The 24,622-nt window shown below is 62.5% G+C and carries 23 protein-coding genes and 1 riboswitch; of the genes, 10 read left to right on the top strand and 13 right to left on the bottom strand.

What is annotated here, in order from left to right:
* Positions 1-76: 76 nt before the first annotated feature.
* Entirely contained in the window at positions 77-838 is a 762-nt protein-coding gene (locus tag AC3CB8_RS08260; protein WP_023772971.1) for a Stf0 family sulfotransferase, read from the bottom strand.
* A gap of 336 nt (positions 839-1,174) precedes the next feature.
* Between AC3CB8_RS08260 and AC3CB8_RS08255 the strand changes: the two genes are divergently transcribed.
* The gene (locus AC3CB8_RS08255) at positions 1,175-1,441 is read left to right on the top strand and encodes a hypothetical protein (protein WP_023783476.1); all 267 of its coding nucleotides are present in this window, start codon (positions 1,175-1,177) and stop codon (positions 1,439-1,441) included.
* 85 nt (positions 1,442-1,526) lie between these two features.
* Here AC3CB8_RS08255 and AC3CB8_RS08250 read toward each other — a convergent pair whose 3' ends face one another.
* Positions 1,527-2,516, bottom strand: coding sequence for a LysR family transcriptional regulator (locus tag AC3CB8_RS08250; RefSeq protein WP_023772973.1), 990 nt, complete (start codon positions 2,514-2,516; stop codon positions 1,527-1,529).
* Positions 2,517-2,807: 291 nt separating this feature from the next.
* On the opposite strand from AC3CB8_RS08250, the gene chvE reads away from it, so the two are divergent.
* The 4 genes from chvE to araD1 all read left to right on the top strand — a co-directional run bounded on the left by chvE (position 2,808) and on the right by araD1 (position 8,057).
* Complete coding sequence (gene chvE / locus AC3CB8_RS08245) at positions 2,808-3,878, top strand: multiple monosaccharide ABC transporter substrate-binding protein (RefSeq protein ID WP_015319282.1); 1,071 nt, start codon at positions 2,808-2,810, stop codon at positions 3,876-3,878.
* Positions 3,879-4,042: 164 nt separating this feature from the next.
* Entirely contained in the window at positions 4,043-5,575 is a 1,533-nt protein-coding gene (gene mmsA / locus AC3CB8_RS08240) for a multiple monosaccharide ABC transporter ATP-binding protein (protein WP_352547226.1), read from the top strand.
* The gene (mmsB, locus tag AC3CB8_RS08235) at positions 5,572-6,864 is read left to right on the top strand and encodes a multiple monosaccharide ABC transporter permease (protein WP_023772975.1); all 1,293 of its coding nucleotides are present in this window, start codon (positions 5,572-5,574) and stop codon (positions 6,862-6,864) included. Before mmsA ends, mmsB begins: the two co-directional genes overlap by 4 nt.
* Positions 6,865-7,064: 200 nt before the next feature.
* On the top strand, positions 7,065-8,057 hold the full coding sequence (gene araD1, locus AC3CB8_RS08230; protein ID WP_015319285.1) for an AraD1 family protein: 993 nt from the start codon (positions 7,065-7,067) through the stop codon (positions 8,055-8,057).
* A 196-nt stretch (positions 8,058-8,253) separates the two neighbouring features.
* Here araD1 and AC3CB8_RS08225 read toward each other — a convergent pair whose 3' ends face one another.
* The gene (locus AC3CB8_RS08225; RefSeq protein ID WP_352563199.1) at positions 8,254-9,348 is read right to left on the bottom strand and encodes a 2'-deoxycytidine 5'-triphosphate deaminase; all 1,095 of its coding nucleotides are present in this window, start codon (positions 9,346-9,348) and stop codon (positions 8,254-8,256) included.
* Between the two features lie 158 nt (positions 9,349-9,506).
* Positions 9,507-9,584: riboswitch (SAM riboswitch) on the top strand.
* 56 nt (positions 9,585-9,640) lie between these two features.
* On the opposite strand from AC3CB8_RS08225, the gene AC3CB8_RS08220 reads away from it, so the two are divergent.
* Positions 9,641-10,831 carry an O-succinylhomoserine sulfhydrylase gene (locus AC3CB8_RS08220; RefSeq protein WP_352563200.1) on the top strand — a complete coding sequence of 397 codons (1,191 nt, stop codon included), beginning with the start codon at positions 9,641-9,643 and terminating at the stop codon, positions 10,829-10,831.
* 30 nt (positions 10,832-10,861) lie between these two features.
* Here AC3CB8_RS08220 and AC3CB8_RS08215 read toward each other — a convergent pair whose 3' ends face one another.
* The gene (locus AC3CB8_RS08215) at positions 10,862-12,013 is read right to left on the bottom strand and encodes a ceramide glucosyltransferase (RefSeq protein ID WP_352563201.1); all 1,152 of its coding nucleotides are present in this window, start codon (positions 12,011-12,013) and stop codon (positions 10,862-10,864) included.
* A 219-nt stretch (positions 12,014-12,232) separates the two neighbouring features.
* On the opposite strand from AC3CB8_RS08215, the gene apaG reads away from it, so the two are divergent.
* Positions 12,233-12,625 carry a Co2+/Mg2+ efflux protein ApaG gene (gene apaG, locus AC3CB8_RS08210; RefSeq protein WP_023772981.1) on the top strand — a complete coding sequence of 131 codons (393 nt, stop codon included), beginning with the start codon at positions 12,233-12,235 and terminating at the stop codon, positions 12,623-12,625.
* A 73-nt stretch (positions 12,626-12,698) separates the two neighbouring features.
* Here apaG and AC3CB8_RS08205 read toward each other — a convergent pair whose 3' ends face one another.
* The 3 genes from AC3CB8_RS08205 to AC3CB8_RS08195 form a co-directional block, all read right to left on the bottom strand.
* The gene (locus tag AC3CB8_RS08205) at positions 12,699-13,730 is read right to left on the bottom strand and encodes an Hsp33 family molecular chaperone (RefSeq protein WP_031241053.1); all 1,032 of its coding nucleotides are present in this window, start codon (positions 13,728-13,730) and stop codon (positions 12,699-12,701) included.
* Between the two features lie 147 nt (positions 13,731-13,877).
* Complete coding sequence (gene argF / locus AC3CB8_RS08200; RefSeq protein ID WP_023783469.1) at positions 13,878-14,789, bottom strand: ornithine carbamoyltransferase; 912 nt, start codon at positions 14,787-14,789, stop codon at positions 13,878-13,880.
* Positions 14,790-14,805: 16 nt separating this feature from the next.
* The gene (locus AC3CB8_RS08195) at positions 14,806-16,005 is read right to left on the bottom strand and encodes an aspartate aminotransferase family protein (RefSeq protein ID WP_023772985.1); all 1,200 of its coding nucleotides are present in this window, start codon (positions 16,003-16,005) and stop codon (positions 14,806-14,808) included.
* 356 nt (positions 16,006-16,361) lie between these two features.
* Between AC3CB8_RS08195 and AC3CB8_RS08190 the strand changes: the two genes are divergently transcribed.
* On the top strand, positions 16,362-16,880 hold the full coding sequence (locus AC3CB8_RS08190; protein WP_352563202.1) for a GcrA family cell cycle regulator: 519 nt from the start codon (positions 16,362-16,364) through the stop codon (positions 16,878-16,880).
* 66 nt (positions 16,881-16,946) lie between these two features.
* Here AC3CB8_RS08190 and AC3CB8_RS08185 read toward each other — a convergent pair whose 3' ends face one another.
* From AC3CB8_RS08185 to AC3CB8_RS08175, 3 genes are all read right to left on the bottom strand, one after another.
* Positions 16,947-17,954, bottom strand: coding sequence for a magnesium and cobalt transport protein CorA (locus tag AC3CB8_RS08185; RefSeq protein WP_023783468.1), 1,008 nt, complete (start codon positions 17,952-17,954; stop codon positions 16,947-16,949).
* A gap of 97 nt (positions 17,955-18,051) precedes the next feature.
* Positions 18,052-18,777 (bottom strand): phosphate signaling complex protein PhoU, encoded by a 726-nt coding sequence (gene phoU, locus AC3CB8_RS08180; protein WP_015319295.1) that lies wholly within the window; start codon positions 18,775-18,777, stop codon positions 18,052-18,054.
* A gap of 114 nt (positions 18,778-18,891) precedes the next feature.
* Complete coding sequence (locus tag AC3CB8_RS08175) at positions 18,892-20,157, bottom strand: ATP-binding protein (RefSeq protein ID WP_023772988.1); 1,266 nt, start codon at positions 20,155-20,157, stop codon at positions 18,892-18,894.
* A 155-nt stretch (positions 20,158-20,312) separates the two neighbouring features.
* Here AC3CB8_RS08175 and ppk2 point away from each other — a divergent pair, with 155 nt between their 5' ends.
* Positions 20,313-21,221 (top strand): polyphosphate kinase 2, encoded by a 909-nt coding sequence (gene ppk2, locus AC3CB8_RS08170; RefSeq protein WP_023772989.1) that lies wholly within the window; start codon positions 20,313-20,315, stop codon positions 21,219-21,221.
* Positions 21,222-21,273: 52 nt separating this feature from the next.
* On the opposite strand, the gene AC3CB8_RS08165 is transcribed toward ppk2, so the two are convergent.
* The 3 genes from AC3CB8_RS08165 to AC3CB8_RS08155 form a co-directional block, all read right to left on the bottom strand.
* The gene (locus AC3CB8_RS08165; RefSeq protein ID WP_352563203.1) at positions 21,274-22,023 is read right to left on the bottom strand and encodes an enoyl-CoA hydratase-related protein; all 750 of its coding nucleotides are present in this window, start codon (positions 22,021-22,023) and stop codon (positions 21,274-21,276) included.
* Positions 22,020-22,658, bottom strand: a complete 639-nt coding sequence (locus AC3CB8_RS08160) for an acyl-homoserine-lactone synthase (protein ID WP_023772991.1) — start codon at positions 22,656-22,658, stop codon at positions 22,020-22,022. The genes AC3CB8_RS08165 and AC3CB8_RS08160 overlap by 4 nt, the downstream gene beginning before the upstream one ends.
* A gap of 98 nt (positions 22,659-22,756) precedes the next feature.
* Positions 22,757-23,488 carry a helix-turn-helix transcriptional regulator gene (locus AC3CB8_RS08155; RefSeq protein ID WP_023783467.1) on the bottom strand — a complete coding sequence of 244 codons (732 nt, stop codon included), beginning with the start codon at positions 23,486-23,488 and terminating at the stop codon, positions 22,757-22,759.
* A gap of 259 nt (positions 23,489-23,747) precedes the next feature.
* Here AC3CB8_RS08155 and AC3CB8_RS08150 point away from each other — a divergent pair, with 259 nt between their 5' ends.
* A complete protein-coding gene (locus AC3CB8_RS08150) occupies positions 23,748-24,599 on the top strand; it encodes an ABC transporter substrate-binding protein (protein WP_023783466.1) in 852 nt (283 codons plus the stop codon).
* Positions 24,600-24,622 lie beyond the last annotated feature (23 nt).

Below are 24,622 nucleotides of genomic sequence, written 5' to 3'. Positions count from 1 at the left end.
TGCTTCAGGACTCTTTGACGGCTTCCGGCTTCAGCGGCTCGTGATCAGGCACTTCATGCCACGTGACCTGTCTCCCCTAGGCCTGTCCGGTTAGCATCTGCTTCTTGAGGAGGAACCGGGCGAGGTTGTTGATGTTCCGCGGCGCCACCTTCCTGGGCAGATGCGCCAGGAGGTCTTCCGATTTGACGTCGTTGCGGAACCGCTCCGCCCAATCTTCGGTGAGATCGTCCCGCTGCAGCCGTAAATTCGTTTCGAACTCTCCGTCCGGCATTTCAACCGACAACTGCCGGGCCACCGACGCAACGTACGGCCGAGGATCGTCCAACAGATCCTCATAAAAAAAGTGATCGTATGCCAGATCGGCCAGCCGCAGGTAAGCTTCCCAGAAGGCATAGCTCTGCTCGATCAGGAAATAGGCCTGGCAGATGCCAGCGAAGTCGTATCGCGGAACCAGATCGGCGCCGTCCATCGTGCTTTTCCAACACCCCGACGCCTTTGCCCGGCAATAGGAAATCGCTTGGCGAAGGCGGTCCCGCCGCTCCAGCAGGACCAAGCCCATGGAATGGCGCCGGCTGCATTCAGCGAGGAAGTCAGCTCCATATCTGGCCTGCGACCAGTGAAGATGTCGTGGAAACAGTTTCACGGCGAACGTGCCGTTTGCGGTTGCGCCGCGATCGATCACGGCGGACATCAGGTCATCGAAGGATTTCGGCTTGCACCCCAGATTGGCCGTGTCGAGCCACTCGGCCGACTTGCCCAACAGTCCCGTGCTGTTCGTTAGACTGCCAAGCCATTCGGAGCCGCTGCGGGCTTCGGTCAGTATCGCGACGCCCTTCATGCGTGCCGCTTCTCCACGGCTCGCATGATCTTGATTGCAGAATGCCGTTCTTCTTGATGGTCCCTCGGCATGGTCAAAGCTCCGCTTAAACAGGTTTAAACGGACAAAGGCTTATATGGTTCCGCCGATTCGGCGGCAGCAAGGCAAAAGTGCGAGTTTCCTGCACTTGAAGAGCCCGAACACAGGTGCCGGCCACCTGTGGTGGCCGGCCTATGCGTCAGCACGAAGCGATTATAGCCCAATGCGGAGCCAGACGCGCTCGCGCCAGCAGCGGGTGCGACGGCGGCCATGGCGCCAGTAGCTGCGGCAAACTCGTCTCCAGCCGCGGCGACGCCCGTGGCGACGACGCCAGTAGCCATCGTGGCCATGATGGCGGCGAAAATGCCAGTCGCGATGCGAGACCTGCTCCACCTCGACCGCGTCATCCCCTTCGAAGACAGCCGGATCCGGCTTGTCCAGTTCATCGAGAATTCCGTTTCCCTGGGGAACACCAGCTACCGCGCGGCCGGGTCCGGCCACGCTCGCAAACGCCACTGCCCCCGCGACGCCAAGCATTCCAGTAAGAAACAACCGACGTTCCATAAAAACCTCCCGAGTTGTTGATCTTCGACACCTCGTTCCCTCGCCCGCAACGGGCTCCAGCGCGCATGCCGAACGGCTTGAACGTGCGGCAGCGGTTCTCGTTCCATCACCCCACTTCGCGCAGGATGAAATCATGCAGCATCTTGGCGGCCGGCGACAGGACGCGATTCCTGACGGTGATCAGGCTGTAGGGTCTGACCTCGATGTCGAATTCGGTTTGGACGACATCGATGGCGCCGGCAAGCCCGTCCGGGTTCTGGATGAACTTCGCCACTTGCACCGAGACCGGCGCGATGGCATCGGATTGCGCGACCATGACAAGTGTGAGCAGCAGTGAACTGGTGTTCAAGATCCGGTCCGGCAGCGCGATGTTGCGGTTCAGGAAGTTGCTCTCCATCGCCTGACGCAAGGGCGAACCGCCCGACTGGAAGACCCAGTCATAGGCAGCGGTGTCTTCCAGCCGCACCACATTGCCTCCGGCGAGCGGGTGGCCGCGGCGCACGATCAGGCAGGCCTTCTCGACGCCGATCACACGGGATTCGAACAGTCGTGGATTGAGGTCGTCGGGAATGCGGGCGATGATGAAGTCGTGGCGCGAGGCGATCAGCTCGCGGGCGAGCACGTTCGACGTCTCGACCTGCATGGTGATCTCGATGCGCGGGTAGATGCGGCGGATTTCACGAATCGCCGGCACCGCCAATTCGATCGCCGGCGCGGTCACGGCGCCGAGGAACACCGAACCGCCCTTGCCGGCCTTGAGCTCGGCAATCTCGCGGTCGGCTTCGAGCATCTCGAGCAGGATCGAGCGGGCGCGCCTGGCAAGCGCCTGGCCATAGGGAGTGAGGGTCACCCCGCGCGGCAGCCGTTCGCACAGCTTCACGTCGAGCACCGCCTCCATCTCGGCGATCATGCGCGAAGCGGCCGGCTGGGAGATGTTCATGACCTGGGCCGCGGCGCTCACCCGTCCGTGATCGTCGAGGGCGGCGATCATGCGCATGTGGCGCAAGCTCAAGCCGCTGCGCAGGAGTGTCTCCCCGTCTCCCGGGAGCTTCTCGTAACTTACTGGAATCGCATCGGGATCGCGCAATGCCGCCATGATCTCCCAGCTTTCTCGCCGATTGCTTTCCGGATGCTAGATCATACCGATTTCGGTATAGCAACCACCAAAGATCGCATTTGACAGTTATGGCAAAGGGACCCACCCTTCGCGCGTTCCGAGGCGCACGGGTCGGTGGCGATCAAAATCGTATCGATTGAACCGCGTCGCGGAGCCGATTGGGAGGATACCGGAGATCGATAATGCCGACAGCGGCGCGTTTGCGCTCCTGTCTGGCTGCGCGGCCCGCGAAGCCCCGAGGTGTCGCGTCCATCAACCAGGGAGAGTAATGTGAAGATTATCAAGACGCTGGCCGCCGTGGCGGCCCTTGGCATCGCTGCCATGACCTATCAGGCGCACGCGGCCGACAAGGGTCTTGTCGGCGTGCTGATGCCGACCAAGACCTCGCAACGCTGGATCAATGACGGCGACGCCGTCAAATCCCAGCTCGAGGCGCTCGGCTACACTGTCGACCTGCAATACGCGCAGGACGACATCCCCAACCAGCTCAGCCAGCTGGAAAACGAAATCACCAAGGGTCCGAAGGCGCTGATCATCGCCTCCATCGACGGCACCACCCTTTCGGATGCGCTGCAGAAGGCGAACGACGCGGGCGTCGTCGTCGTCGCTTATGACCGCCTGATCAAGAAGACCAAGAATGTCGACTATTACACCACCTTCGACAATTTCGGCGTCGGCGTGATCCAGGCGAATTCCCTGGTCAAGGGTCTCAAGGAGCGTTTCCCGAACACCAAGCCGTGGAACGTCGAACTGTTCGGCGGCTCGCCCGACGACAACAACGCCTTCTTCTTCTACAATGGCGCGATCTCCGTCCTGCAGCCGCTGATCGACGACGGCTCGATCAAGATCAAGTCCGGCCAGACCGGCATGGACAAGGTCGGCACGCTGCGCTGGCTCGCCGCCACCGCCCAGGCGCGCATGGACAACCTTCTCTCGGCCAACTACTCGGACGGCAGCCGCGTCGATGGCGTTCTGTCGCCCTATGACGGCCTGTCGCGCGGCATCACCGCCTCGCTGCGCGCTGTCGGTTACGGCACCGACGCACAGCCCTGGCCAATCGTGACCGGTCAGGACGCCGAGACCGCCTCGGTCAAGCTGATCATCTCGGGCGAGCAGTACTCGACCGTGTTCAAGGATACCCGCGAACTGGCCAAGGCCACGGTGCAGCTGGTCGACAAGGTGCTCTCCGGCGGCAAGCCGGAAGGCCTCGACGAAAAGACCTACAACAACGACGTCAAGGTGGTTCCCTCGATCCTGCTGACCCCGCATGAGGTCGACAAGTCGAACTACCAGGCCCTGGTCGTCGACTCCGGCTACATCAAGGCCGAAGACCTGAAGTAATCCCGGTTACAAAGACAGGGGTCCTGCGCGACGCAGGGCCCCTTTTCGTTCACAAGCGGCCCCGGTATTGTTTCTACCGGCCTAGAGCCATTCCCGGAAAAGTTCGCAGCGGTTTTCCGTCAGGAATTGCCTAAAAATAGAAAGTGTAGGAGGAGCTTGCCCTGATGACCTCGACGATTTTGGAGATGCGCGACATCACCAAGACGTTCCCCGGCGTGAAGGCGCTGTCGAACGTCAACCTCCGCGTCGAGGAAGGCGAAATCCATGCCGTGGTAGGCGAGAACGGCGCTGGAAAATCGACACTGATGAAGGTGCTTTCGGGCGTCTATCCCTCCGGCACCTATGATGGCCAGATCATCTTTCAGGGCCAGGAATGCCAGTTCAAAGGCATCCATGACAGCGAACACAAGGGCATCGTCATCATCCACCAGGAGCTTGCGCTGGTGCCGATGCTGTCGATCGCCGAAAACATTTTCCTCGGCAACGAGCACGCCAGATACGGCGTCATCGACTGGGACGCCAACGAGGCGCGCACGTCCGAGCTTTTGAAAAAAGTCGGGCTCAAGGAAGACCCCAAGACGCTGATCACCCATATCGGCGTCGGCAAGCAGCAGCTGGTCGAGATCGCCAAGGCGCTCAGCAAGGAAGTGAAGCTGCTGATCCTCGACGAGCCGACAGCATCGCTCAGCGAAAAGGACAGCCAGGCGCTGCTCGATCTTTTGCTCGAGTTCAAGCGGCAGGGCATGACCTCGATCCTGATCTCCCACAAGCTCAACGAGGTGAACCGCGTCGCCGACAAGGTGACGGTGATCCGCGACGGGCGCACGATCGAGACATTGCCGAGGAAGGATATCAGCGAGGACCGCATCATCACCTCGATGGTCGGCCGATCCCTCGATGATCGCTACCCGCCGCGCGAACCTAGCATCGGCGACGTCATTTTCGAGGTCAAGGACTGGTCCGTCTACCACCCGATCCATGCCGAACGGCAAGTGATCAAGAGCATCGACCTGAAGGTGCGCAAGGGCGAAGTTGTCGGCATTGCGGGACTGATGGGCGCCGGTCGCACCGAATTCGCCATGAGCCTGTTCGGCCGCTCCTATGGCCGGCGCATCAGCGGTGAGGTGCTGCTCAACGGCAAGCCCGTGGACCTTTCCACAGTGGGCAAGGCCGTGCAGAACGGCATCGCCTATGTCACCGAGGACCGCAAGACCTATGGGCTGAACCTCATCGACCATATCAAGCACAATGTGACGCTGGCCAACCTCGCCGGCGTTTCCAGTGGCGGCGTCATCGACGATATGCGCGAAATGAGCGTCGCCAACGACTATCGCAAGAAGACCAATATCCGCGCCTCCAGCGTCTATCAGCTGACCGGCAATCTCTCGGGCGGCAACCAGCAGAAGGTGGTGCTGTCGAAATGGCTGTTCGCCGACCCGGAAGTTCTGATCCTCGACGAGCCGACGCGCGGTATCGACGTCGGCGCCAAGTACGAAATCTATACAATCATCGCCCGCCTCGCCGCCGAGGGCAAAGCGATCATCGTCATCTCGTCTGAAATGCCGGAACTCCTCGGCATCACCGACAGAATCTATGTCATGAACGAAGGGCGCATCGTCGGCGAGATGGCGGCAAATGACGCCAGCCAGGAAAAAATCATGCGCGCCATTGTTCGCGGAGAAGGAAAAGCATCATGAGCACAGACAGCGCTCCCGCACCGCAAAGCGGCACCGCCGAGGACGTCAAGCAGGGTCCTCGCGTCGCCGTCTCGGCGCTGACGACGAACCTGCGCGAATACGGCCTGATCATCGCGCTGATCGTCATCATGCTGTTCTTCCAGTACACGACGTCGGGAACGCTGTTCAAACCGGTCAACCTGAGCAACCTGGTTCAGCAGAACTCGTTCATCATCGTGATGGCGCTCGGCATGCTGCTGGTCATCGTCGCCGGCTATATCGATCTCAGCGTGGGATCGGTCGCCGGCTTCATCGGCGCCCTTGCCGCCATGATGATGGTCATCTGGCCGCTCGGCATGTTCAGCAATCCGCTTGTTGTCTCGATCGTCTGCCTCATCGTCGGCGGGTTGATCGGTGGCGCGCAAGGGTACTGGATCGCCTATCACCGCATACCAAGCTTCATCGTGACGCTCGCCGGCATGCTGATCTTCCGCGGCATCTGCCAGGCGCTGCTTGGCGGCGGCTCCTCGGTCGGCCCGCTTCCCGACAGTTTCAAGGCGCTGAGTTCCGGTTTCATTCCCGACGTCATCGGTCCGCTGACCCTGATCCCGCCGACGGTGAACGCGGCCGGCAAAACCGTTTTGGGCAGTGGCCTGACGCTTCACATGACGACAATCGTGCTGGGCCTGATCGCGGTGCTCGCCTACGCCTATTTCGGCTTCAGGACGCGACGCAAGCGCGAACTCCACGGTTACGAGGCCGAGCCTTTCACCCTGTTCGTCATCAAGACGCTGGTCGGCAGCGCGCTAGCGCTCTTCCTGATCTTCCAGTTCGCGACCTATCGGGGCCTGCCGATCGTGCTCCTGGTGATGGGCGTACTGATCTCGCTGTTCGTCTTCGTCACCAAGCGCATGACCATCGGCCGCCGCATCTACGCCATGGGGGGCAACGCCAAGGCGGCGCAACTGTCGGGCATCAACACCGAGCGGCTGACGCTCTGGGTGTTCGTCAATATGGGCGTTCTGTCGGCGCTCGGCGGGCTGATCATCGCCGCACGTCTCGGCCAGGCCGTGCCGGCCGCGGGCCTCGGCAGCGAACTCGACGTGATCGCGGCCGTCTTCATCGGCGGCGCCTCGGCGATGGGCGGCGTCGGCCAGGTCATCGGCGCGGTGGTCGGCGGCTTCATCATGGGCGTGATGAACAACGGCATGTCCATCATGGGCGTCAATGTCGACTGGCAGCAGGTGGTCAAGGGCCTGGTGCTGCTCGGGGCCGTCATCTTCGACGTCTACAACAAGAACAAGGCTTGAGGGCGGGGCGAGGACTAGGAGGCATACGGGTTCTAGATCGCGAAGCTGCCGGCAGCCCGTCGGCACCAAGAAGTCCGGGGAAGGACCAGGCTCGCGAATGCAATCCGGACGAAGCGTTTCAAACCGTGGCGCGTTTCCGCGCCGCGCCGGTCAGGATTTGCCCATTGGCAGCCGGATACAGATAAATGAGAGGACTGATCATGCTGATCTCGCAGATTCTCGACGACGCCGAGACGATCCGTGTCGTTGCCCGCAGCGGAGGGAAGACCCGGATCATTAACGGGGCGCGCAGCGTCTATTCGCTAGCGATGGAGGCCGCCCGCACCGGCGTCGGCCTGGCCGCCCTGATCGAACGCAAGGGGCTTGGCGAGACGATCGATCTCGACGCCGCCTACAAGAGGGGGCGCCTGCTGTCGCCGATCAATCACCCCGACCCGGCGCATCTGCACCTGACCGGCACCGGGCTGACGCATCTGGGGTCGGCCGCGACGCGCGATTCCATGCACAAGAAGCTCAGCACCGACGGCGAGGAGCAACTTACCGATTCCATGAAGATGTTCCGCATGGGACTGGAAGGCGGCAAGCCCGCGAAAGGCCAGGTCGGCGTGCAGCCGGAATGGTTCTACAAGGGCAACGGCACCATGGCGGTCGCGCCTGGCGCGGCGCTCATGTCGCCGGCCTTTGCCAAGGATGCCGGCGAGGAACCCGAGGTCGCTGGGATCTATGTCATCGGCGATGACGGGGCGCCCTTCCGCGTTGGCTTCACCTTGTCGAACGAATTCTCGGACCATGTGACCGAGCGCGTGAACTATCTCTTCCTCGCCCACTCCAAGCTGCGCAATGCCTCCTTCGGCCCGGAGATCCTGATCGGAGACCTGCCTTCGGACATCCGCGGCACGTCGCGCATCCTGCGCGACGGCAAGGCTTTGTGGGAAAAGCCCTTCCTGTCGGGTGAAACGAATATGTCCCACACCATCGCCAATCTCGAACACCACCACTTCAAATATTCGGCCTTCCGCCAGCCTGGCGACGTGCATGTGCATATGTTCGGCACCGCGACGCTATCCTTCGCCGACGGTATCAAGACGGAGGCCGGCGACGTGTTCGAGATCGAGGCCGGGGATTTCGGACTGCCGCTGCGCAACCCGCTCGAGATCGAGAAGCCGGTGAAGGTGTCGGTAAAGGCGCTTTGAAGCCATGAGCGGGTGATTTCCCATCGTGGGCAAGCCAGAGCGGGGCGCTCTCCCGCCGATCTAGCAATAGGTTCCAGTCACGCCTTCGGCTCTCAACAGATCGCGGGATGAGCAGCAATCCTTCGCGTCCCCTCTGCCCTGCCGGGCATCTCTCCCACAACAAGGACCCACAAGAGGGAGATCGGCAGCTTCGACCTCATCGCACGGAGCGGAAATGCTTCGACAGCTTCAGGCCCTGCGCCTGGTAGTTCGAGCCGAGATCGGTGCCGTAGAGCGCCTGTGGTCGCTTCAGCATGTGCTCGTAGACCAGCCGGCCGACGATCTGGCCGTGGTCGAGGATGAACGGCACTTCGTGGCTGCGCACTTCGAGCACCGCCCGGCTGCCGGTGCCGCCGGCCGCCGAATGGCCGAAACCCGGATCGAAAAAGCCGGCATAATGGACACGAAACTCGCCGACCAGCGGATCGAACGGCGTCATCTCGGCGGCGTAGAGCGGCGGCACATGCACCGCTTCCTGGCTGACGAGGATGTAGAACTCGTCCGGATCGAGCACCAGTTCGCCGGCGCGGCTCTTGTGGATCGGTTCCCAGAAGTCGAGGACGTCCTGCGCGGCGCGCTTGTCGACATCGACGAGGCCGGTGTGGTGTTTGCCGCGATAGCCGACCAACCCATCCTTGTCGCCATTGAGGTCGATCGACAGCGCGATCCCGCCGCCGGAAATGTTCGGCGGCTCCGTGGCGACCAGCATCTCGGCACGATGCAGGTCATGCAACTCGGCTTCCGAGAGCAGCGCGTTGCCGGTGCGAAAGCGTATCTGGGACAGGCGCGAACCCGTGCGCGCGATGATCGGAAAGGTGCGCGGGCTGACCTCGAGATAGAGCGGACCGTTGTAGCCGGCGGCGATCTTATCGAACTCGTGGCCCCGATCGGTCATGACGCGGGTGAAGATGTCGAGCCGCCCGGTCGAGCTCTTCGGATTGGCCGAGGCCGAAATGTCAGCCGGCAGCGCCAGACTTTCGAGCAGCGGCACAATATAGACGCAGCCGGTTTCGAGGACCGCGCCTTCGGTCAGACTGATCTCGTGCAGTTGCAGCCGATCCAGCTTTTCCGACACCTTGTGGTTGGGACCGGGCAGGAACGAGGCGCGAACCCGCCAGGCCTTTTCGCCCAATCGGAGATCAAGGCTCGCCGGCTGGATCTGGTCGGCATCGAGTGCACGCGGCGACTTCAGCGCGCCGGACCGGGACAACGCCGAAATGTCCTGATCGGGAAGAATGCCTGTCTGCCGCAAAGTCTGGCTCCGCCCCAAGACTGGTCTCTTTGGTTGCAGGTTCTTGTTTGTTGCAGATTCTCGCCGCAAAACCGCCGGGCACTTTTGCGGAACCTGCCTTGGTACAAACGTCTTAATGAAGCCGGCAATTGACGCAAGCGTGGCGCGGGTCTAAAGGGTCGTTATCCCGTGGTGATTTGGCCGGTCGGCTTGCAGCCACGTTAAACAAGTCGCTAAAGGACCGTCGGGCCGCAAGGCCGTATGGACCGGTTGCGACTTTCGCGGCCGGTTTTTTTGTGTCTGGAACAAAGCGATGAGCACCAAGAAGCGCAACTGGAAACCTCAGACGGCACTCGTGCATGGCGGAACCCTGCGTTCCGGCTTCGGCGAAACCTCCGAGGCGATGTACCTGACCCAGGGTTATGTCTATCAGACGGCGCAGGCCGCCGAAGCCCGTTTCAAGGGCGAAGAGCCTGGTTTCATCTATTCGCGCTACGCCAACCCGACCGTCGACATGTTCGAAAAGCGCATGTGCGCGCTTGAAAGCGCCGAAGACGCGCGCGCCACGGCGTCGGGCATGGCGGCGGTGACGGCGGCCCTTCTGTGCAGCGTCAAGGCCGGCGACCACATCGTGGCCGCGCGCGCGCTGTTCGGCTCCTGTCGCTGGGTGGTCGAGACGCTGGCGCCGCGCTATGGCATCGAGGCGACCTTGATCGACGGCACCGAGATCGCCAATTGGGAAAAGGCGGTCAGGCCGAACACCAAGCTGTTCTTCCTGGAGAGCCCGACCAACCCGACGCTCGAGGTCGTCGACATCGCCGCCGTCGCCTCGCTTGCCAATTCGATCGGCGCGCGGCTGGTCGTCGACAATGTCTTCGCCACGCCCCTACAGCAGAAGCCATTGCAGCTTGGTGCGCACATCGTCGTCTACTCGGCCACCAAGCATATTGACGGCCAGGGCCGCTGCCTGGGCGGCGTCATCCTGTCGGACAAGAAGTGGATCGACGAGAACCTGCACGACTATTTCCGCCACACGGGCCCCAGCCTGTCGCCGTTCAACGCCTGGACCTTGCTGAAGGGCCTCGAGACCTTGCCGCTGCGCGTGCGCCAGCAGACCGAGAGCGCCGGCAAGATCGCCGACTTCCTGGCCGAGCAGCCGCAGATCGCCCGCGTCATCTATCCCGGCCGCGCCGACCACCCGCAGGCCGATATCGTCAAGAAGCAGATGTCGGGTGGCTCGACGCTGATCTGCCTCGACGTCAAGGGCGGCAAGCCGGCGGCCTTCGCCCTGCAGAACGCCCTCGACATCGTGCTGATCTCGAACAATCTGGGCGATGCCAAGAGCCTGATCACCCACCCGGCGACGACCACCCACAAGAATTTGAACGACGAGGCCCGCGCCGAACTCGGCATCGGGCCCGGTACGCTCAGGCTGTCGGTCGGCCTGGAGGATACGGACGATCTGCTGGAAGATATCGCGCAAGCATTGAAGGCCGCCAAATAGGTTTCGTCCAGGCAGCGTCGTCAGCAGCAATCAGGCGCTCGACGGCGTCTCCTCCAGCTCCGCCGTCTTGGTCCGGATGGTCATGGCGTTGCCGCGCCAGTCGACGGCGCCGCCGAGCCAGCCGCGCGCCCAGATGGCCGGGAGCATGACGTCCCGCGCGACCGTCGCCGCGATCATGCGCGTCGAGACGTGCCAACCCTTGGCCAGGGCCAGAGCGCATTCCGGAAGATAGAACGCCGCCAGCACGGCAATCGCGGTCGCCCAGAGGCTGACGCCGGCGCTCCCCGCCGCAACCAGCGCAAGAACCAGCGGGACCGCCGCACCAGTCAGGATCTCGGGCGCGAAGAACAGCGGGAAGGTGACGCGGCGCAGGCGCGCCCAGCGGGCCTGGCGCGACCAGATCTCGCGAAACGTGCGCTGGCCGAGCGGCTGCTCGAAGGGCGCCGCAACGAGGTTGACACGCAGGCCGAGGCCGTTCACCAGCTTGGTCGCGGCGGCGTCCTCGGCGATCTCGGCGGCCAGCGCGCGGATGCCGCCATTGGCGTCCAGCATCGGCTTGTTCCACAGCATGCTCTTGCCCTGCGCGAAGCCGAGGCCGAGCGCCTCGCCGGCATACTGCCAGCGGGCCTGCAATGTGTTCAGGAAGGCGCATTCGACGTCGGCCCAGAAACCATCTGGCCTGGAGCCGATCGGCGTCGAACAGACAAGGCCGGTACGGTGCCGCCACGCCGCCATCATGTGCTCGACATAGTCCCTAGGCATCAGAACGTTGGAATCGGCAAGAATGACCCAGTCGTGGCGCGCAGCTTCCCAGCCTTTGACGCAATTGTTGAGCTTGGGATTGGCGCTGACACGATCGTCGCCGATCAACAGCCGGGCCGGCACCTGCGGAAACCGGGCAATCGCTCTGTTTATCAGTTTGACCACCGGGTCGTCGGCATGGGCGACGCAGAAGATCAGTTCGTAGCGTGGCCAGTCGAGCGCGAAGGCGCGTTCCAGCGTCTCACGTGTGAAGGGCTCGACGCCGCGCGACGGGACGACAATCGACACCGCCGGCGATCTGCCCGCCGGCGGGGCGATCGTGGCGCGCCGTTTCAGCTGTGAAGCGGCAAGCAGGATGCTGGCAGCGTTTGAGAGGATGAGTGCGGTCGAAAGCGAGGCGGATATGAGAGTGAGTTCCATCGAGATCTGGTCACTCCGGAAGTCGGCCCGCGTCGCGGCCGTTTTCAACAGTTCGACAGAGGGCCGAGTCGCCCGGTTCGCGCACACCACCATTGTCGTGTGTCACTTAAATGACATTCTTTGCCGGCACCTGCGTTTCAATCCCAGGCGCGACAAGACGCGCACGTTGACCTGCTCACCGCGAGCGTCGAAAGTCGTCGGATTGTTTTGGAGCCGCTCATGTACCGCGCCGTGACGCGCAACATCGAAGTGCAGGTCAGGCCGTTCTATCTGGAGGATCGTTCGGATCCCCAGGAGAACCGCTACGTCTGGGGCTATCAGATAACGATTGACAACCAGTCTGACGAGTTCGTGCAGCTTCTGTCGCGCTATTGGCATATCACCGATGGTGCCGGCCGGGTCGAGGAGGTGCGCGGGCCGGGCGTTGTCGGCGACCAGCCGGAACTCAATCCCGGCGACAGCTATCAGTACACGTCCGGCTGCCCGCTCTCGACACCCTCCGGGATCATGGTCGGACGCTACACGATGCGCAACAAGCGCGGCGAGACGTTCGACATCGCCATCCCAGCCTTCTCGCTCGATCTGCCGGGGACAAGGCGCACGGTGAACTGAGGGCCGACGGTCACGCTGCCCTCAGCCGCCCTTCGGGCACCTTCTCCCCGCGGAACGGGGAGAAGGAAAGGCTTTACTGAGCCGCAAACTCGGCTGGGTCGAAGTCGTACTGCGTCGAGCAGAATTCGCACGCGACATGGATGCCGCCATCCTCGGTGCTGTCCTTGATCTCCTGCGCGGAGAAGCCTTCGAGGATGCCACGGATCTTGTCGCGGGAGCATGAGCACTGGTCGGCGACGGGAACGCCGCCGAAGACGCGCACGCCATGCTCATGGAAGAGGCGATAAAGCAGCCGCTCGGCGCCGATGGTCGGGTCGATCAATTCGGTCGGCTCGATGGTGCCTAGCAACGCCAGGAGTTCCTGCCAGGAATTATCGGCGGGATCGTGGACTTGCTCGCGCGGATCGCCGTCCCCACCCGGCAGGTCCGGAATGCGCATGCGCTCGGGCGATTGCGGCAGGAACTGCGCCAGGATGCCGCCGGCGCGCCATTGCTCGCGCGCGCCGCCGACACCGGGCGTCAGCAGCTTGGCGACCGAGAGCCTGATATCGGTCGGGATCTGTTCCGACTGACGGAAATAGGTGCGTGCCGCATCTTCCAGCGTTTCGCCATCGAGCTGGACGATGCCTTGATAACGCTGCGTATGAGCGCCCTGGTCGATGGTCAGCGCCAGCACGCCGCTGCCAAGCAGCGTCTGCTGGGACGTCTCACCTGCGGCGACCAGTGCTTCGAGCCGATCCGCATCGAAGCGTGCGTAGGCGCGCAGTGCCGAGGGCGTGGAAAAGTCCGCGACCAGCATGTCGACAGGCCCGTCGGTACGGGTCTGCAGGATGAACTTGCCTTCGAATTTAAGCGAGGTGCCGAGCAGAACGGTCAGCACACAGGCTTCCGCCAGCAGGCGGGCGACCGGCTCGGGATAATCGTGGCGGCCAAGGATGGCGTCGAGCATCGGCCCAAGCTGGACCGTGCGGCCGCGCACGTCGAGCGGACCGACCTCGAAGGGAACGACGTGATCGTCGCCGGCATAGCCGAACTCGCCGAGTTTGGGGTGATGTTCAGTCACTAGATGGCTTTCCAACATGACAAAGCTCCAGGGCGCGGCCATGCGGCCCTGGTGGGCACATGCGTCCAAACGCGCTTGATTTGCGTGATGCGGCGCAGATAGGCATCGCGCCGCCGCAGATCAAGCGCCTGGGCATTTCGGGCGCCCAAGACACTTCAAGCACCAAGACGCTCTAAGCACCGAAACACTCTAAGCACCGAGGCACCAGGCAAGCACCGCCTTCTGGGCATGGAGCCGGTTCTCGGCCTCGTCGAAGACCACCGAATGCGGCCCGTCGATGACCTCGTCGGTTACTTCCTCGCCGCGATGGGCCGGCAGGCAGTGCATGAACAATGCATCCGGCTTGGCCTTGGCCATCAGCGCCGCGTTGACCTGATAGGGCGAGAAGACATTGTGGCCGCGAGCACGGTGTTCCTGTCCCATCGACACCCAGCAGTCGGTGACGATGCAGTCGGCCTGGTCGACGGCTTCCTCGGGCGAGCGGGTGAAATAGAGCTTGCCGCCATGCGCCTTTGACCAGTCGATATGCTTCTGCGCCGGTTCGCTGCCTTCGGGCACGGCGACGTTGAGATTGAAGCGGAACCGTGCCGAGGCCTCAAGCAGTGAGTGCAGCACATTGTTGCCGTCGCCGGTCCAGGCAATCGTCTTGCCGGCAACCGGACCGCGATGCTCCTCGAAGGTCATGATGTCGGCCATCAGCTGGCACGGGTGGGTGTCGTCGGTCAGGCCGTTGATCACCGGAACGGTGGCATTCTCGGTCAGTTCCAGCAGCCGCTCATGCGAGGTGGTGCGGATCATGATCGCATCGACGTAGCGCGACAGCACCTTGGCGGTGTCGGCGATGGTTTCGGAGCGGCCGAGCTGCATCTCGGTGCCGGTCAGCATGATGGTCTCGCCGCCGAGCTGGCGCATGCCGACGTCGAAAGAAACGCGCGTGCGCGTCGACGGCTTGTCGAAGATCATGGCCAGCACCTTGCCTTCGAGCGGCTTGGTCCGCTCGCCGGCCTTGAGACGCGCCTTTCGCGTTACCGCATCATCCAGCATGAAGCGCAAATCGCCTTCGGAAACGGTGGAAAGATCGGTGAAATGGCGAACTGACATCAGGAATGGTTCCGGATTACTTCGCGGCGGCGGAGGCGATCGCCTCCGACAGGCCCTTGGCGCCGGCGCGGATGCGGTTGAGCGCTTCGTGAATCTCGGCGTCGGTGACGGTGAGCGGTGGCAGCAGGCGAATGACGTTGTCGCCGGCCGGAACGGCCAGCAAATGCTGGTCGCGCAGCGCCATGTTTACCTTGCCGTTGGGCATCGCGCATTTAAGGCCGAGCATCAGCCCGGTGCCCCGGATATCCTCGACAATTTCTGGGAATTCGTCGGCTATCGAGGCTAGCCCCTGCTTCATCAGCAACGCCTTGCGCTGGACATCCTCCAGAAAGCCGTCTTCCAGAACGACGTCGAGCACGGCGTTGCCGACCGCCATTGCCAGCGGATTGCCGCCGAATGTGGTGCCGTGCACGCCGGCGGTCATGCCGACGGCGGCCTCGTCGGTGGCAAGGCAGGCGCCCATCGGGAAGCCGCCACCGATGCCCTTGGCGATCGCCATGATGTCGGGCGTCACCGCAGACCACTCATGCGCGAACAGCTTGCCGGTACGGCCAATGCCGCATTGGACCTCATCGTATATCAATAACAGGCCGTGCCGTTCGCAGAGCTGCCGCAGCCGCTTGAGCGACTGTGTCGGTACTGGGCGGATACCGCCCTCGCCTTGCACCGGCTCGATCAGGATCGCGGCGGTCTCGGGCGTGATCGCCTTCTCGGCGGCATCGATGTCGTCGAAGCCAACCTGGTCGAAGCCTTCAACCTTGGGTCCGAAGCCTTCGAGATATTTGTACTGGCCGCCTGCCGCGATGGTCGCCAGCGTGCGGCCATGGAAGGCGCCTTCGAAGGTGATGATGCGGAAGCGCTCGGGATTTCCCTTGACGAAGTGGTATCGCCGCGCCGTCTTGATCGCGCATTCCAGCGCCTCGGCGCCGGAATTGGTGAAGAACACCTTGTCGGCGAAGGTAGCATCAGCCAGCCGCTCGCCAAGCCTGCTCTGCCCCGGGATCTCATAGAGATTGGAGACGTGCCAGAGTTTCGCCGCCTGCTCGGTGAGGGCCGCGACAAGGTGCGGATGGCCATGGCCAAGTGAATTGACCGCGATGCCGCCGGCGAAATCGAGATATCGCTCGCCCTTGTCCGTAACCAGCCAAGTGCCTTCCCCATGGTCGAAGGCCAGGGGTGCGCGAGCAAAGGTCTCGTAAAGCGCCGAACCGCTCATTATATGCGTCTCCGGTACCGGAAAATCAAAAAAGCCGCCAAAGCGGCGGCCTTCTGCGGCTTATCGTGTTTTTCGGCCATGAAGTCAACGAAAACGTCGCCTAGTGGCGCGCGGCAGGCCCTCCGACGCAACGCCGGCTCATGAACGACCGGGCAAGTTGGGGAAAACCGAAAAAACCGATTCGTGTTGCACTTGGGACTCTTGTCACCGAGTCAGCGCATAGAGTAGTTGTAGTCGAGAAATAACTAGATTTCGTGCGGCGGACCTAATCACCAGATATATGTGGTGTCTGTCCCAGCAGTGGTGCTGGGTCGGGAATGGATTCTGATTGCCGCACGCTTACGAGGAGCGCGGTCATGAACTGGACTGACGAGCGGGTAGAATTCTTGAGAAAACTGTGGTCGGAGGGTCTGAGCGCAAGCCAGATTGCTGCGCAGCTTGGGGGAGTCAGCCGCAATGCCGTCATCGGCAAGGTGCACCGGCTGAAGCTGTCGGGTCGCGGTCGCGCAACGGCGACGCCGGCGCGCCAGAAGAAGGTGACGCAGGGATCGACCGTCCAGAAATCGGTGGCGCGCGCCGCAAGCACGGCACGCCACGTCACGACTTCGATCGGCGCGACGGCCCTTCAGACGCAATTCGACGCCGAACCGGTGGCGCGGCACTACATCCGTCCGGTCGAGAACGTCGTGGTGCCGATCTCACGGCATCTGCAGCTCGTCGAACTGACCGAGCGCACCTGCAAATGGCCGAATGGCGATCCCCTTTCGGAGGACTTCAACTTCTGCGGCAACGAAGCCGCTGAAACCGGTCCCTACTGTAAATACCATGCCCGCGTGGCGTTCCAGCCAGCGGCGGAGCGGCGGCGGAACCGATAAGCGGAGTGAGGAGTGAGTGGTGCGGAAATAACCGCTCCCACTACTGACTACTGACTACTGACTTCCTCACAGCCAGCCGTTCTTCCTGAAGCGCCAATACAGGAAGCAGCAGATCAGCGCGATGGTGGCCAGCACCATCGGGTAGCCATATTCCATCTTCAGCTCCGGCATGTCGGTAAAGTTCATGCCGTAGATGCCGGCGAATGCGGTAGGCACGGCTAGGATGGCCGCCCATGAGGCGAGTTTCTTGGAGATCGCCGTTTCCTGGCTTTGACCGACCAGAAGACTGGCCTCGAAGGCAAAGGCCAGCACCTCGCGCAGACTGTCGATCTTCTCCTGGACAGTACGGATGTGGTCCGTCACGTCGCGGAACAGCGGGTGCATGGCCGAATGGATCTGCGGCAGGTCGGAGCTGGTTAGCCGGCGACAGACTTCCACCAGGGGCAATGCCGCGTTCCGCAGGCGCAGGAGGTCGCGGCGCAGCATGTAAAGGCGTTCGATGTCGGGGCCGGTCATCGGCTTCAGCAGGACCTTGTCCTCGATTGCCTCGACTTCGTCCTCGATCTGCTCGAGCACGGGCATGTAATTGTCGACGATGAAGTCGAGAATGGCATAGAGGACGAAATCCTCCCCCTTGGCCAGTGAGTGCGGGCAGCTTTCCCAGTGCTGCCGCACGACGGCATAGGATGTCGAAGGACCGTGCCTGACGCTGACGATGTAGCCTGAGCCGACAAACAGATGTGTCTCGCCGAAGGTGACGCGCCCGTCGATCAGCTGCGCCGTGCGGGCGACGATGAAAAGCGCATCGCCATATTGCTCGATCTTTGGCCGCTGGTGCGGATGCTCGGCATCCTCGATCGCCAACTCATGCAGATGAAACTGCGCCTTGACGCGCAGCAGAAGTTCGCGGTCGGGTTCAAGCAGCCCGATCCAGACGACATGTCCCGATTTCTTGGCCCATTCGCCGGCTTCCTCGATCGGAATATCGGCGATGCGGCGCCCGGCGGTATAGACGCCGCAGGCGATGATGCCCGATGTCGGCGGCGAGGATTTGAACTCTCGGACATATTCCATCGCAGCCTCCCGAAAGCGTTGCCTTCCCTGGGGAACCGGCAAGCTTATCTCGGGATAGTCTAGCGCAATATGATCAAGCGTTCGAGGGGATGTGCGTTCACTTCACCGGCAGCGCCTCGGGGAGGCCGATCTTGTCGGTCTTGTCGCCTTTGGGCCGGTCGGCGGGCATCTGGTCGCCGGTGACGATATAGTAGATGGTCTCGGCGATGTTGGTGGCGTGATCGCCGATCCGCTCGATATTCTTGGCGCAGAACAGCAGATGCGTACAGGGCGTGATGTTGCGCGGATCTTCCATCATGTAGGTCAGCAATTCGCGAAACAGCGAGGTGTACATGGCATCGATCTGGTCGTCACGGTCGCGCACGAAGCCGATCTTGTCGACCGAGCGCGACGCATAGACGTCGAGCACTTCCTTCAGCTGGGTCAGTGCCAAATTGGCCAGAGCCTCCAGGCCGCGAAACAGGCTGGTCGGCTGCCGGCCGTCGGTAACGGCAACCACCCGCTTGGCGACGTTCTTGCCGAGGTCGCCGACACGCTCGAGGTCGGCCGAAATGCGGATGGCGCCGACGATCTCGCGCAGGTCCGTCGCCATCGGCTGACGCCTGGCGATGATGATGATCGCCTTGTCGTCGATCTCACGCTGTCCCTCGTCCAGGACGGCGTCGTCTCGGATGACCTTCTGGGCCAGCCCCGGATCGGCATTGACCAGGGCGGCGACCGCCTGCTCGACCATGCGCTCGGCATGGCCACCCATCGCGGCGATGCGCTTCGAAAGATATTTCAGTTCCTCGTCATAGGCGCTGACAATGTGAACGGACTGCATGGATGAAATGCCTTCCCACGGGATCTTGTCTTTGAGTCGTTTCCTCGAATCCCCGCTGATACGCTAGCGGGATGACAGAAAAAAGAAACGGCCCCGTGGAAAACTAGGGCAGTATCAGTGTGCCGGCAAATGGACCGAGAAGGCGGCGCCCTTGCCGACCTCGGACCTGATCGTCAGCCTGGCGTTGTGACGCGTCAGGATGTGCTTGACGATCGACAGGCCAAGCCCCGTGCCCTTCTGGGTCCGGCTGGTCTCGACATCGATACGATAGAAGCGCTCGGTGATGCGCGGGATGTGTTCCTCGGGGATGCCGGGACCAAAGTCCCTGATCGTGACGTCGATGCCAGGTTCGGGACCATCATCGCCGCGCGCGATCGACACCAGGACACGGCCGCCCGACTGGCCGTATTTGCAGGCATTTTCCAAAAGGTTCTCGAACACTTGGAACAGCTCGTCGCGATCGCCTGGCACATCGAGCGGCCCCTTGGCGAAATCGCGCTCGATGACGATATTGTTTTCGCGGGCGAGCGGGCCGAGCGAATCGATGACGCTGTCGACGGTCTGGCGCAGATCGACTTCGGTTCCCGGCTGCAGATAGGGTTTCATCTCCAGCCGTGACAGCGACAGGAGATCGTCGATCAGGCGCGCCATGCGGCCGGTCTGGTTCTGCATGATCTGGAGGAACTGCTCGCGCGCCGCCGGATCGTTGCGGGCCGGTCCGCGCAGCGTTTCGATGAAGCCCGCGATCGAGGCTAGCGGGGTGCGCAATTCGTGACTGGCATTGGCGATGAAGTCGGCGCGCATGCGGTCGATACGCCGCGCCTCGCTCTGGTCCTTGAAAACCAGCACATAAAGATCGGTGCCATGCCCGACCGAGGATGCGCTGACCCGGTAGGCCCGTTCGACAGGCAGTTTCTCGGTGTAGTCGACGACATCCGAGGCGACGGTGCCCGACAGCACACTGTCCAGCAGTGCCTGCATTTCAGGCGCCCGGAATTTCAGCGGCAGCGATATGCCGGGCGCGATGCCGCCAAAGGCTGCAAAGGCGGCGGCGTTGGCGTGGACGATGGTGGCGGCGTGGTCGAAGATGATGAGCGGATCGGCGACCGCAGCCGCCAGATATTCGCCGGACAGGCGCTGCAAGCCAACCGCCTCGATCACCGCGGCATGCCCCGCGGAATGGCGGGCACTGGTGACCGGCAATATTGCCGCGGCCGGCAGCAGGAGTAGCGCCGGTACCAGCACGTAGGCGGAAATGCCGGCGAAGCCAAAGGCGATCAGAACCGCCACGACACCGGCCGCAAGCAGCCAGCGGCTGTGCCACAGCCGAGCGGCCACAGCTTGCCCCGTGCCTTTCTGCTCTGCGCCCAGCTCGGTCATTCGCGCGCCCAGCCTCCACCGGTCACACGGCGGCGAAAACTTCCGCTGGACCGCAAATCAAAAGTACTACAGCCTCCTTTGCGCGTCCAAACGAGGCGCGGCGCTGCAGTGGCTCCCAATAGCATGAGTCCAGACACTTAGAAGGGTTCGTCTGCATGAAAAAAGCCAAGGACAATTCGGTAACGCCAAGCGCAGGCCCGCTGAAAATCAGGATCGGCGGCAAGGAACGGGAGTTCGATATCGAGAATCCCGAGCTTCCGGACTGGGTCGAGGAGAACAAGCTGACCGCGGGCGGATATCCTTACGACAAGAAGATGAAGAGCGAGGAGTATGACGAGACGCTCGAGAAATTGCAGATCGAGCTCGTCAAGGCGCAGGCATGGCTGCAGGCGACCGGCAAGCGGATGATGGCGCTGTTCGAGGGTCGTGACGCTGCCGGCAAGGGCGGCACGATATTCGTGCTGCGCCAGTATCTCAACCCACGCACGGCGCGCAACGTTGCGCTGACCAAGCCAACCCCGACGGAACTGGGGCAATGGTACTACCAGCGCTATGCCGACCATTTCCCGACAGCGGGCGAATTCGTCACCTTCGACCGCTCCTGGTACAACCGTGCCGGCGTCGAGCCGGTGATGGGTTTTTGCACCCCCGAACAGCACGAGAAGTTTCTCGACGAGACGCCGCATTTCGAACGCATGATCGTCAATGACGGCATCTATTTCTTCAAATTCTGGCTAAACATCGGCCGGGAGACGCAGCTCGAACGCTTTCACGATCGCCGCTACAGCCCCCTGAAGAGCTGGAAGTTCTCGCCGATCGACATTGCCGGCATCACCAAGTGGGACGATTACACCAAGGCGCGCGACACCATGTTCGAGCGCACCCACAAGGAGTTCGCGCCATGGATCATCGTGCGGGCCAACGACAAGCGCCGCGCGCGGCTGGCGGTGATGCGCCGCATCCTCCTGTCGCTGCCCTATGAGGGGCGCGATCTCGACGTTATCGGCAAGGAAGATAAGAAGATCATCGGCGAAGGGCCGTCATTCCTGGGCAAGGAAAGTTGATACCTGCTGTGCCGCGTGATCGTCCGCGCGGCACAGCATTCCGGGCGATGGCTCAGGCAGCCAGCCTGGCGATCCGCTGCAACCGTCGCAACGTGGCGTCGTCCTGCAGCGCCTGCTGGAACAGCGATATCTCCTCATCAATGCGCTCACATAGGGCGGCGGTGTTCCCCTTGAGTAGGCCGCGTGTCTGCAGCAAAGCGGCAACCGGCTTCTTTGCCAACTGCCTGGCTCGGCCAAGCGCCGCTTCCTCGACGCTGCCTTCCGCGACGATCTCGGCGACGAGGCCGAGCGCCCTGGCGTCTTCGGCACAAAGCGTGTCGCCGAGACAGAAGAAGCGGAAAGCACCGGCATAACCGAGCTTCTGCGGCGCCAGGATGCTGGTTGCCGCGTCCGGCACCAGGCCGAAATCGACGAACGGCACCCGGAACGTGCTTTTTTCAGACGCGATCACCATGTCGCAATGGAACAGGATGGTGCAGCCGACGCCGACGGCATCGCCGTCGACACAGGCCAGGATCGGCTTTGGAAACGTCGCCAGCATGCGGAACATGTCGGTGACGGCGGCGATCAGCTTCTGGTGCTTGGCGGCATCCAGGAATTCGGAAAAGTCACCGCCAAGGCAGAAGCAGCCCGCTAGGCCGCGCAGCACGACGACCCGCACCTGGTCATTCTCGGCGGCTTCATGGAACGTCCTGGCAAGGCTCTCATAGGCCCTCCGGTCGAGCACCGGCCGGCCGTCATTCGACGACACGGTGACGATCAGCGTGTGGCCGAGCAGTTCTGGTTGCGGATGCGCGTTCATGACGCCCTCCTTTGACCGAACATGTCGGGATATCCCCTGGCCAGGACGGGTGCATGATGATTGCGGCGCGAACGCACCACGTCCAGCGTGTGCTCGTTAAAGGTGAGCAGCGTCGCCACGACCTGTTGGCTGCCATAGGTGCGCTGATAGCCGAGCGGCGTCGCCAGGAAGTGCAGTTGCAATGCGCGCAGCACCCACATCGGCTCGAACTCGATGATCACCTTGTCGACGCCGCGCTTCAGACCCCACTCGACGAAACCGGCTATCAATTCCGTGCCGACGGTCGAGACGCCGCGCCGGCCGTCGCGATAACCCGGAGCCACCGCATAGCGGGTCAACTCCCAGATGTTGGGACCCGCCGGCGGCGTTCCTTCGGAGAGATCGGTCAACACCTCGGTCAACAAATGCGGCCGTGTGGTCGGCAACATCCTCTGATAGCCCGCGACTTCATTGCCCCTGATGACGATCTGATGCACCGCCTCCTCATGATCGAACTGGTCGACCTCAAATCCGTCGGGGCGCCGAAGGTCCTCCCACCCCATCTCCTCGACGAATATCCGGTAGCGCAGCCGATGGACGGCCTCCCAAAGGTCGGGACGTTCCATCAATTCTTGGGTCGTAAGACAAAAAAGCATTCCGTAGTCTCCTGTGATTCAGGGGAAGATACGGCCGTGCTTTGATGCGAAAATTGCGTGATCACGTAGGCGAGAAGTTCTAGGCCTGCACGGCCGACCTAGCTAATGTAGCCGCGCCTTATCGCCTCGGCGACTGCCTGGACCCGGTTGACGGCACCGAGTTTGCTTTTGGCGTTAAGAAGATGTTTCTCCGACGTGTGCTCGGAGATGCCGAGGATTTGGGAAATCTCCCATTCGGACTTGCCGACGGCAGCCCATTGCAGGCATTCGCGTTCGCGCGGCGTCAGCTCGATGTGGTCGATCGTCGTGGTCGCCATGGTGTGGAGTTGCATGGCGCGGCCGACGGCATAGGTCGAGACCAGGGAGACCAGGCCGAACTCGGCCGCCGACAGTTCCACGGCCTCGCCCCCCAGCGACACCATGACGATTTCGCCGTCGAGCGTGATCAAGGGAAAGGCCAGCCCGTCGCGCAACTTGAAGGCGCCGGCGTCACCCATCACTTCGCCGCTGCTCTTGTCGATGCGGACGCCCTGGGCGGCTTCCCGCCACTGGAACGGCGCTTGCAGCTGTTTCATGTGACTGACGACGGGATCGTGATCGACATAGTTGCGCGTCACGTAGCGCTCGAGCCATTCGACCGGCCAGTCGCAGAGCAGCACATGCTGCTTTTGCTGGCCCGTCGGTGTGCCCGGCTGCGGAACGGTTCCGGCCATCAGCGCGGTCAGGCCGAACTCCGATGTTACGCCCAACAGTTTCTCGCAGACCGCGGCCGCCGTTCCGGCGTGCTGCAGTTGGTCTATGTATTCCAGCGTTCGATCGAACTGACCCATCGCAACATCAACCCCATGTTGCCTCATGCATTAAGTCCATGGTCCGCGCCTTCCCGGCACTTCGCCACCGACCACGGATTGCAAAGCGCCCGCTTCCGGTTGTGGTTCTCGACCCTGGTATTCCCACCAGGGCAGCCACCGCTGTTTGCAAACCGGCCGAACCATATCCTGAAATCGAAGCGTTGAAATCAAAAAGCATTGTGCCCGTACCGTTTTCGTACCAAAACCGGCACGAGCACGGGTGCGGCGGAGTTCTATCGTGGCGTTCCAATGGAGGTCCCATGTCCTGGCAGCGGCGCTCATCGCCGCATTGTCATGGGTTTCCGGCGCGGGCGCGGCGGAGCCGCAGGTGCCGGTGTTGTGGGATGCCAAGGAGCGGCTTCCCAAGCCGGACCTTGCGGCGCTGCCGCGGCTGCGGTTCCTGACGACCACGGATTTTCCGCCCTTCAATTTTCTCGACGGCGCGGGGAAGCTGTCCGGTTTCCATATCGACCTGGCCCGCGCTATCTGCGTGGAACTCGGCATCGTCGACAAATGTCAGATCCAGGCCTTGCCCTGGGCGGAGCTTCAAGGCGCCCTTGAGAGGGGCGAAGGAGAAGCTGTTATCGCCGGCATTGCCCCAACGCCACAGTCGCGCCAGACATACGCCTTCTCGCGCGCTTACCTGCAGTTCCCGGCGCGCTTCATCACTCCGAAGAACAAGGCGCTGGCGGAACCGCTCTTCGACAAATTGCACGGCAAGCGCGTCGGCGTGATATCGGGCTCGGCCCATGAACGCATGCTGCGCGACTATTTCGGCACGGTCCAGGTCGTCCCCTTCGACAAGCCGGAAGACCTATTTGGCAACCTCAAGGCCGGCAAGATCGACGCGGCCTTCGGCGATGGCATGCGCTTCGCCTTCTGGCTCGGCGGCTCCGATGCCGCCGGCTGCTGCCGCTTTGCCGGCGGCCCCTACCTGGCGCCCGAATATCTGGGCACCGGCATGGCCATCGCCACGCGAGCGGACAATCCGGCGCTGGCCGCGGCCCTCGACTACGCTCTGCAAGAGATTTCGATGAAAGGCACCTTTGCCGAATTCTACCTGCGCTATTTCCCGGTCAGTTTCTTCTGATCCGGTCCGGTCAGCTTTTCTGA

It is taken from the genome of Mesorhizobium sp. P160927, assembly GCF_057766385.1.
Note: the sequence above shows the minus strand (reverse complement) of the source record. Positions and strands in the feature narration are given on the sequence as shown.

Bases quoted from the DNA above. Each gene is read 5' to 3' on its own strand.
- AC3CB8_RS08260 (WP_023772971.1), bottom strand. From the start codon at position 838: ATGAAGGGCGTCGCGATACTGACCGAAGCCCGCAGCGGCTCCGAATGG.
- AC3CB8_RS08250 (WP_023772973.1), bottom strand. From the start codon at position 2,516: ATGGCGGCATTGCGCGATCCCGATGCGATTCCAGTAAGTTACGAGAAG.
- mmsA (WP_352547226.1), top strand. From the start codon at position 4,043: ATGACCTCGACGATTTTGGAGATGCGCGACATCACCAAGACGTTCCCC.
- mmsB (WP_023772975.1), top strand. From the start codon at position 5,572: ATGAGCACAGACAGCGCTCCCGCACCGCAAAGCGGCACCGCCGAGGAC.
- araD1 (WP_015319285.1), top strand. From the start codon at position 7,065: ATGCTGATCTCGCAGATTCTCGACGACGCCGAGACGATCCGTGTCGTT.
- AC3CB8_RS08220 (WP_352563200.1), top strand. From the start codon at position 9,641: ATGAGCACCAAGAAGCGCAACTGGAAACCTCAGACGGCACTCGTGCAT.
- AC3CB8_RS08215 (WP_352563201.1), bottom strand. From the start codon at position 12,013: ATGGAACTCACTCTCATATCCGCCTCGCTTTCGACCGCACTCATCCTC.
- apaG (WP_023772981.1), top strand. From the start codon at position 12,233: ATGTACCGCGCCGTGACGCGCAACATCGAAGTGCAGGTCAGGCCGTTC.
- AC3CB8_RS08205 (WP_031241053.1), bottom strand. From the start codon at position 13,730: ATGGCCGCGCCCTGGAGCTTTGTCATGTTGGAAAGCCATCTAGTGACT.
- argF (WP_023783469.1), bottom strand. From the start codon at position 14,789: ATGTCAGTTCGCCATTTCACCGATCTTTCCACCGTTTCCGAAGGCGAT.
- AC3CB8_RS08195 (WP_023772985.1), bottom strand. From the start codon at position 16,005: ATGAGCGGTTCGGCGCTTTACGAGACCTTTGCTCGCGCACCCCTGGCC.
- AC3CB8_RS08190 (WP_352563202.1), top strand. From the start codon at position 16,362: ATGAACTGGACTGACGAGCGGGTAGAATTCTTGAGAAAACTGTGGTCG.
- AC3CB8_RS08185 (WP_023783468.1), bottom strand. From the start codon at position 17,954: ATGGAATATGTCCGAGAGTTCAAATCCTCGCCGCCGACATCGGGCATC.
- phoU (WP_015319295.1), bottom strand. From the start codon at position 18,777: ATGCAGTCCGTTCACATTGTCAGCGCCTATGACGAGGAACTGAAATAT.
- AC3CB8_RS08175 (WP_023772988.1), bottom strand. From the start codon at position 20,157: ATGACCGAGCTGGGCGCAGAGCAGAAAGGCACGGGGCAAGCTGTGGCC.
- ppk2 (WP_023772989.1), top strand. From the start codon at position 20,313: ATGAAAAAAGCCAAGGACAATTCGGTAACGCCAAGCGCAGGCCCGCTG.
- AC3CB8_RS08165 (WP_352563203.1), bottom strand. From the start codon at position 22,023: ATGAACGCGCATCCGCAACCAGAACTGCTCGGCCACACGCTGATCGTC.
- AC3CB8_RS08160 (WP_023772991.1), bottom strand. From the start codon at position 22,658: ATGCTTTTTTGTCTTACGACCCAAGAATTGATGGAACGTCCCGACCTT.
- AC3CB8_RS08155 (WP_023783467.1), bottom strand. From the start codon at position 23,488: ATGGGTCAGTTCGATCGAACGCTGGAATACATAGACCAACTGCAGCAC.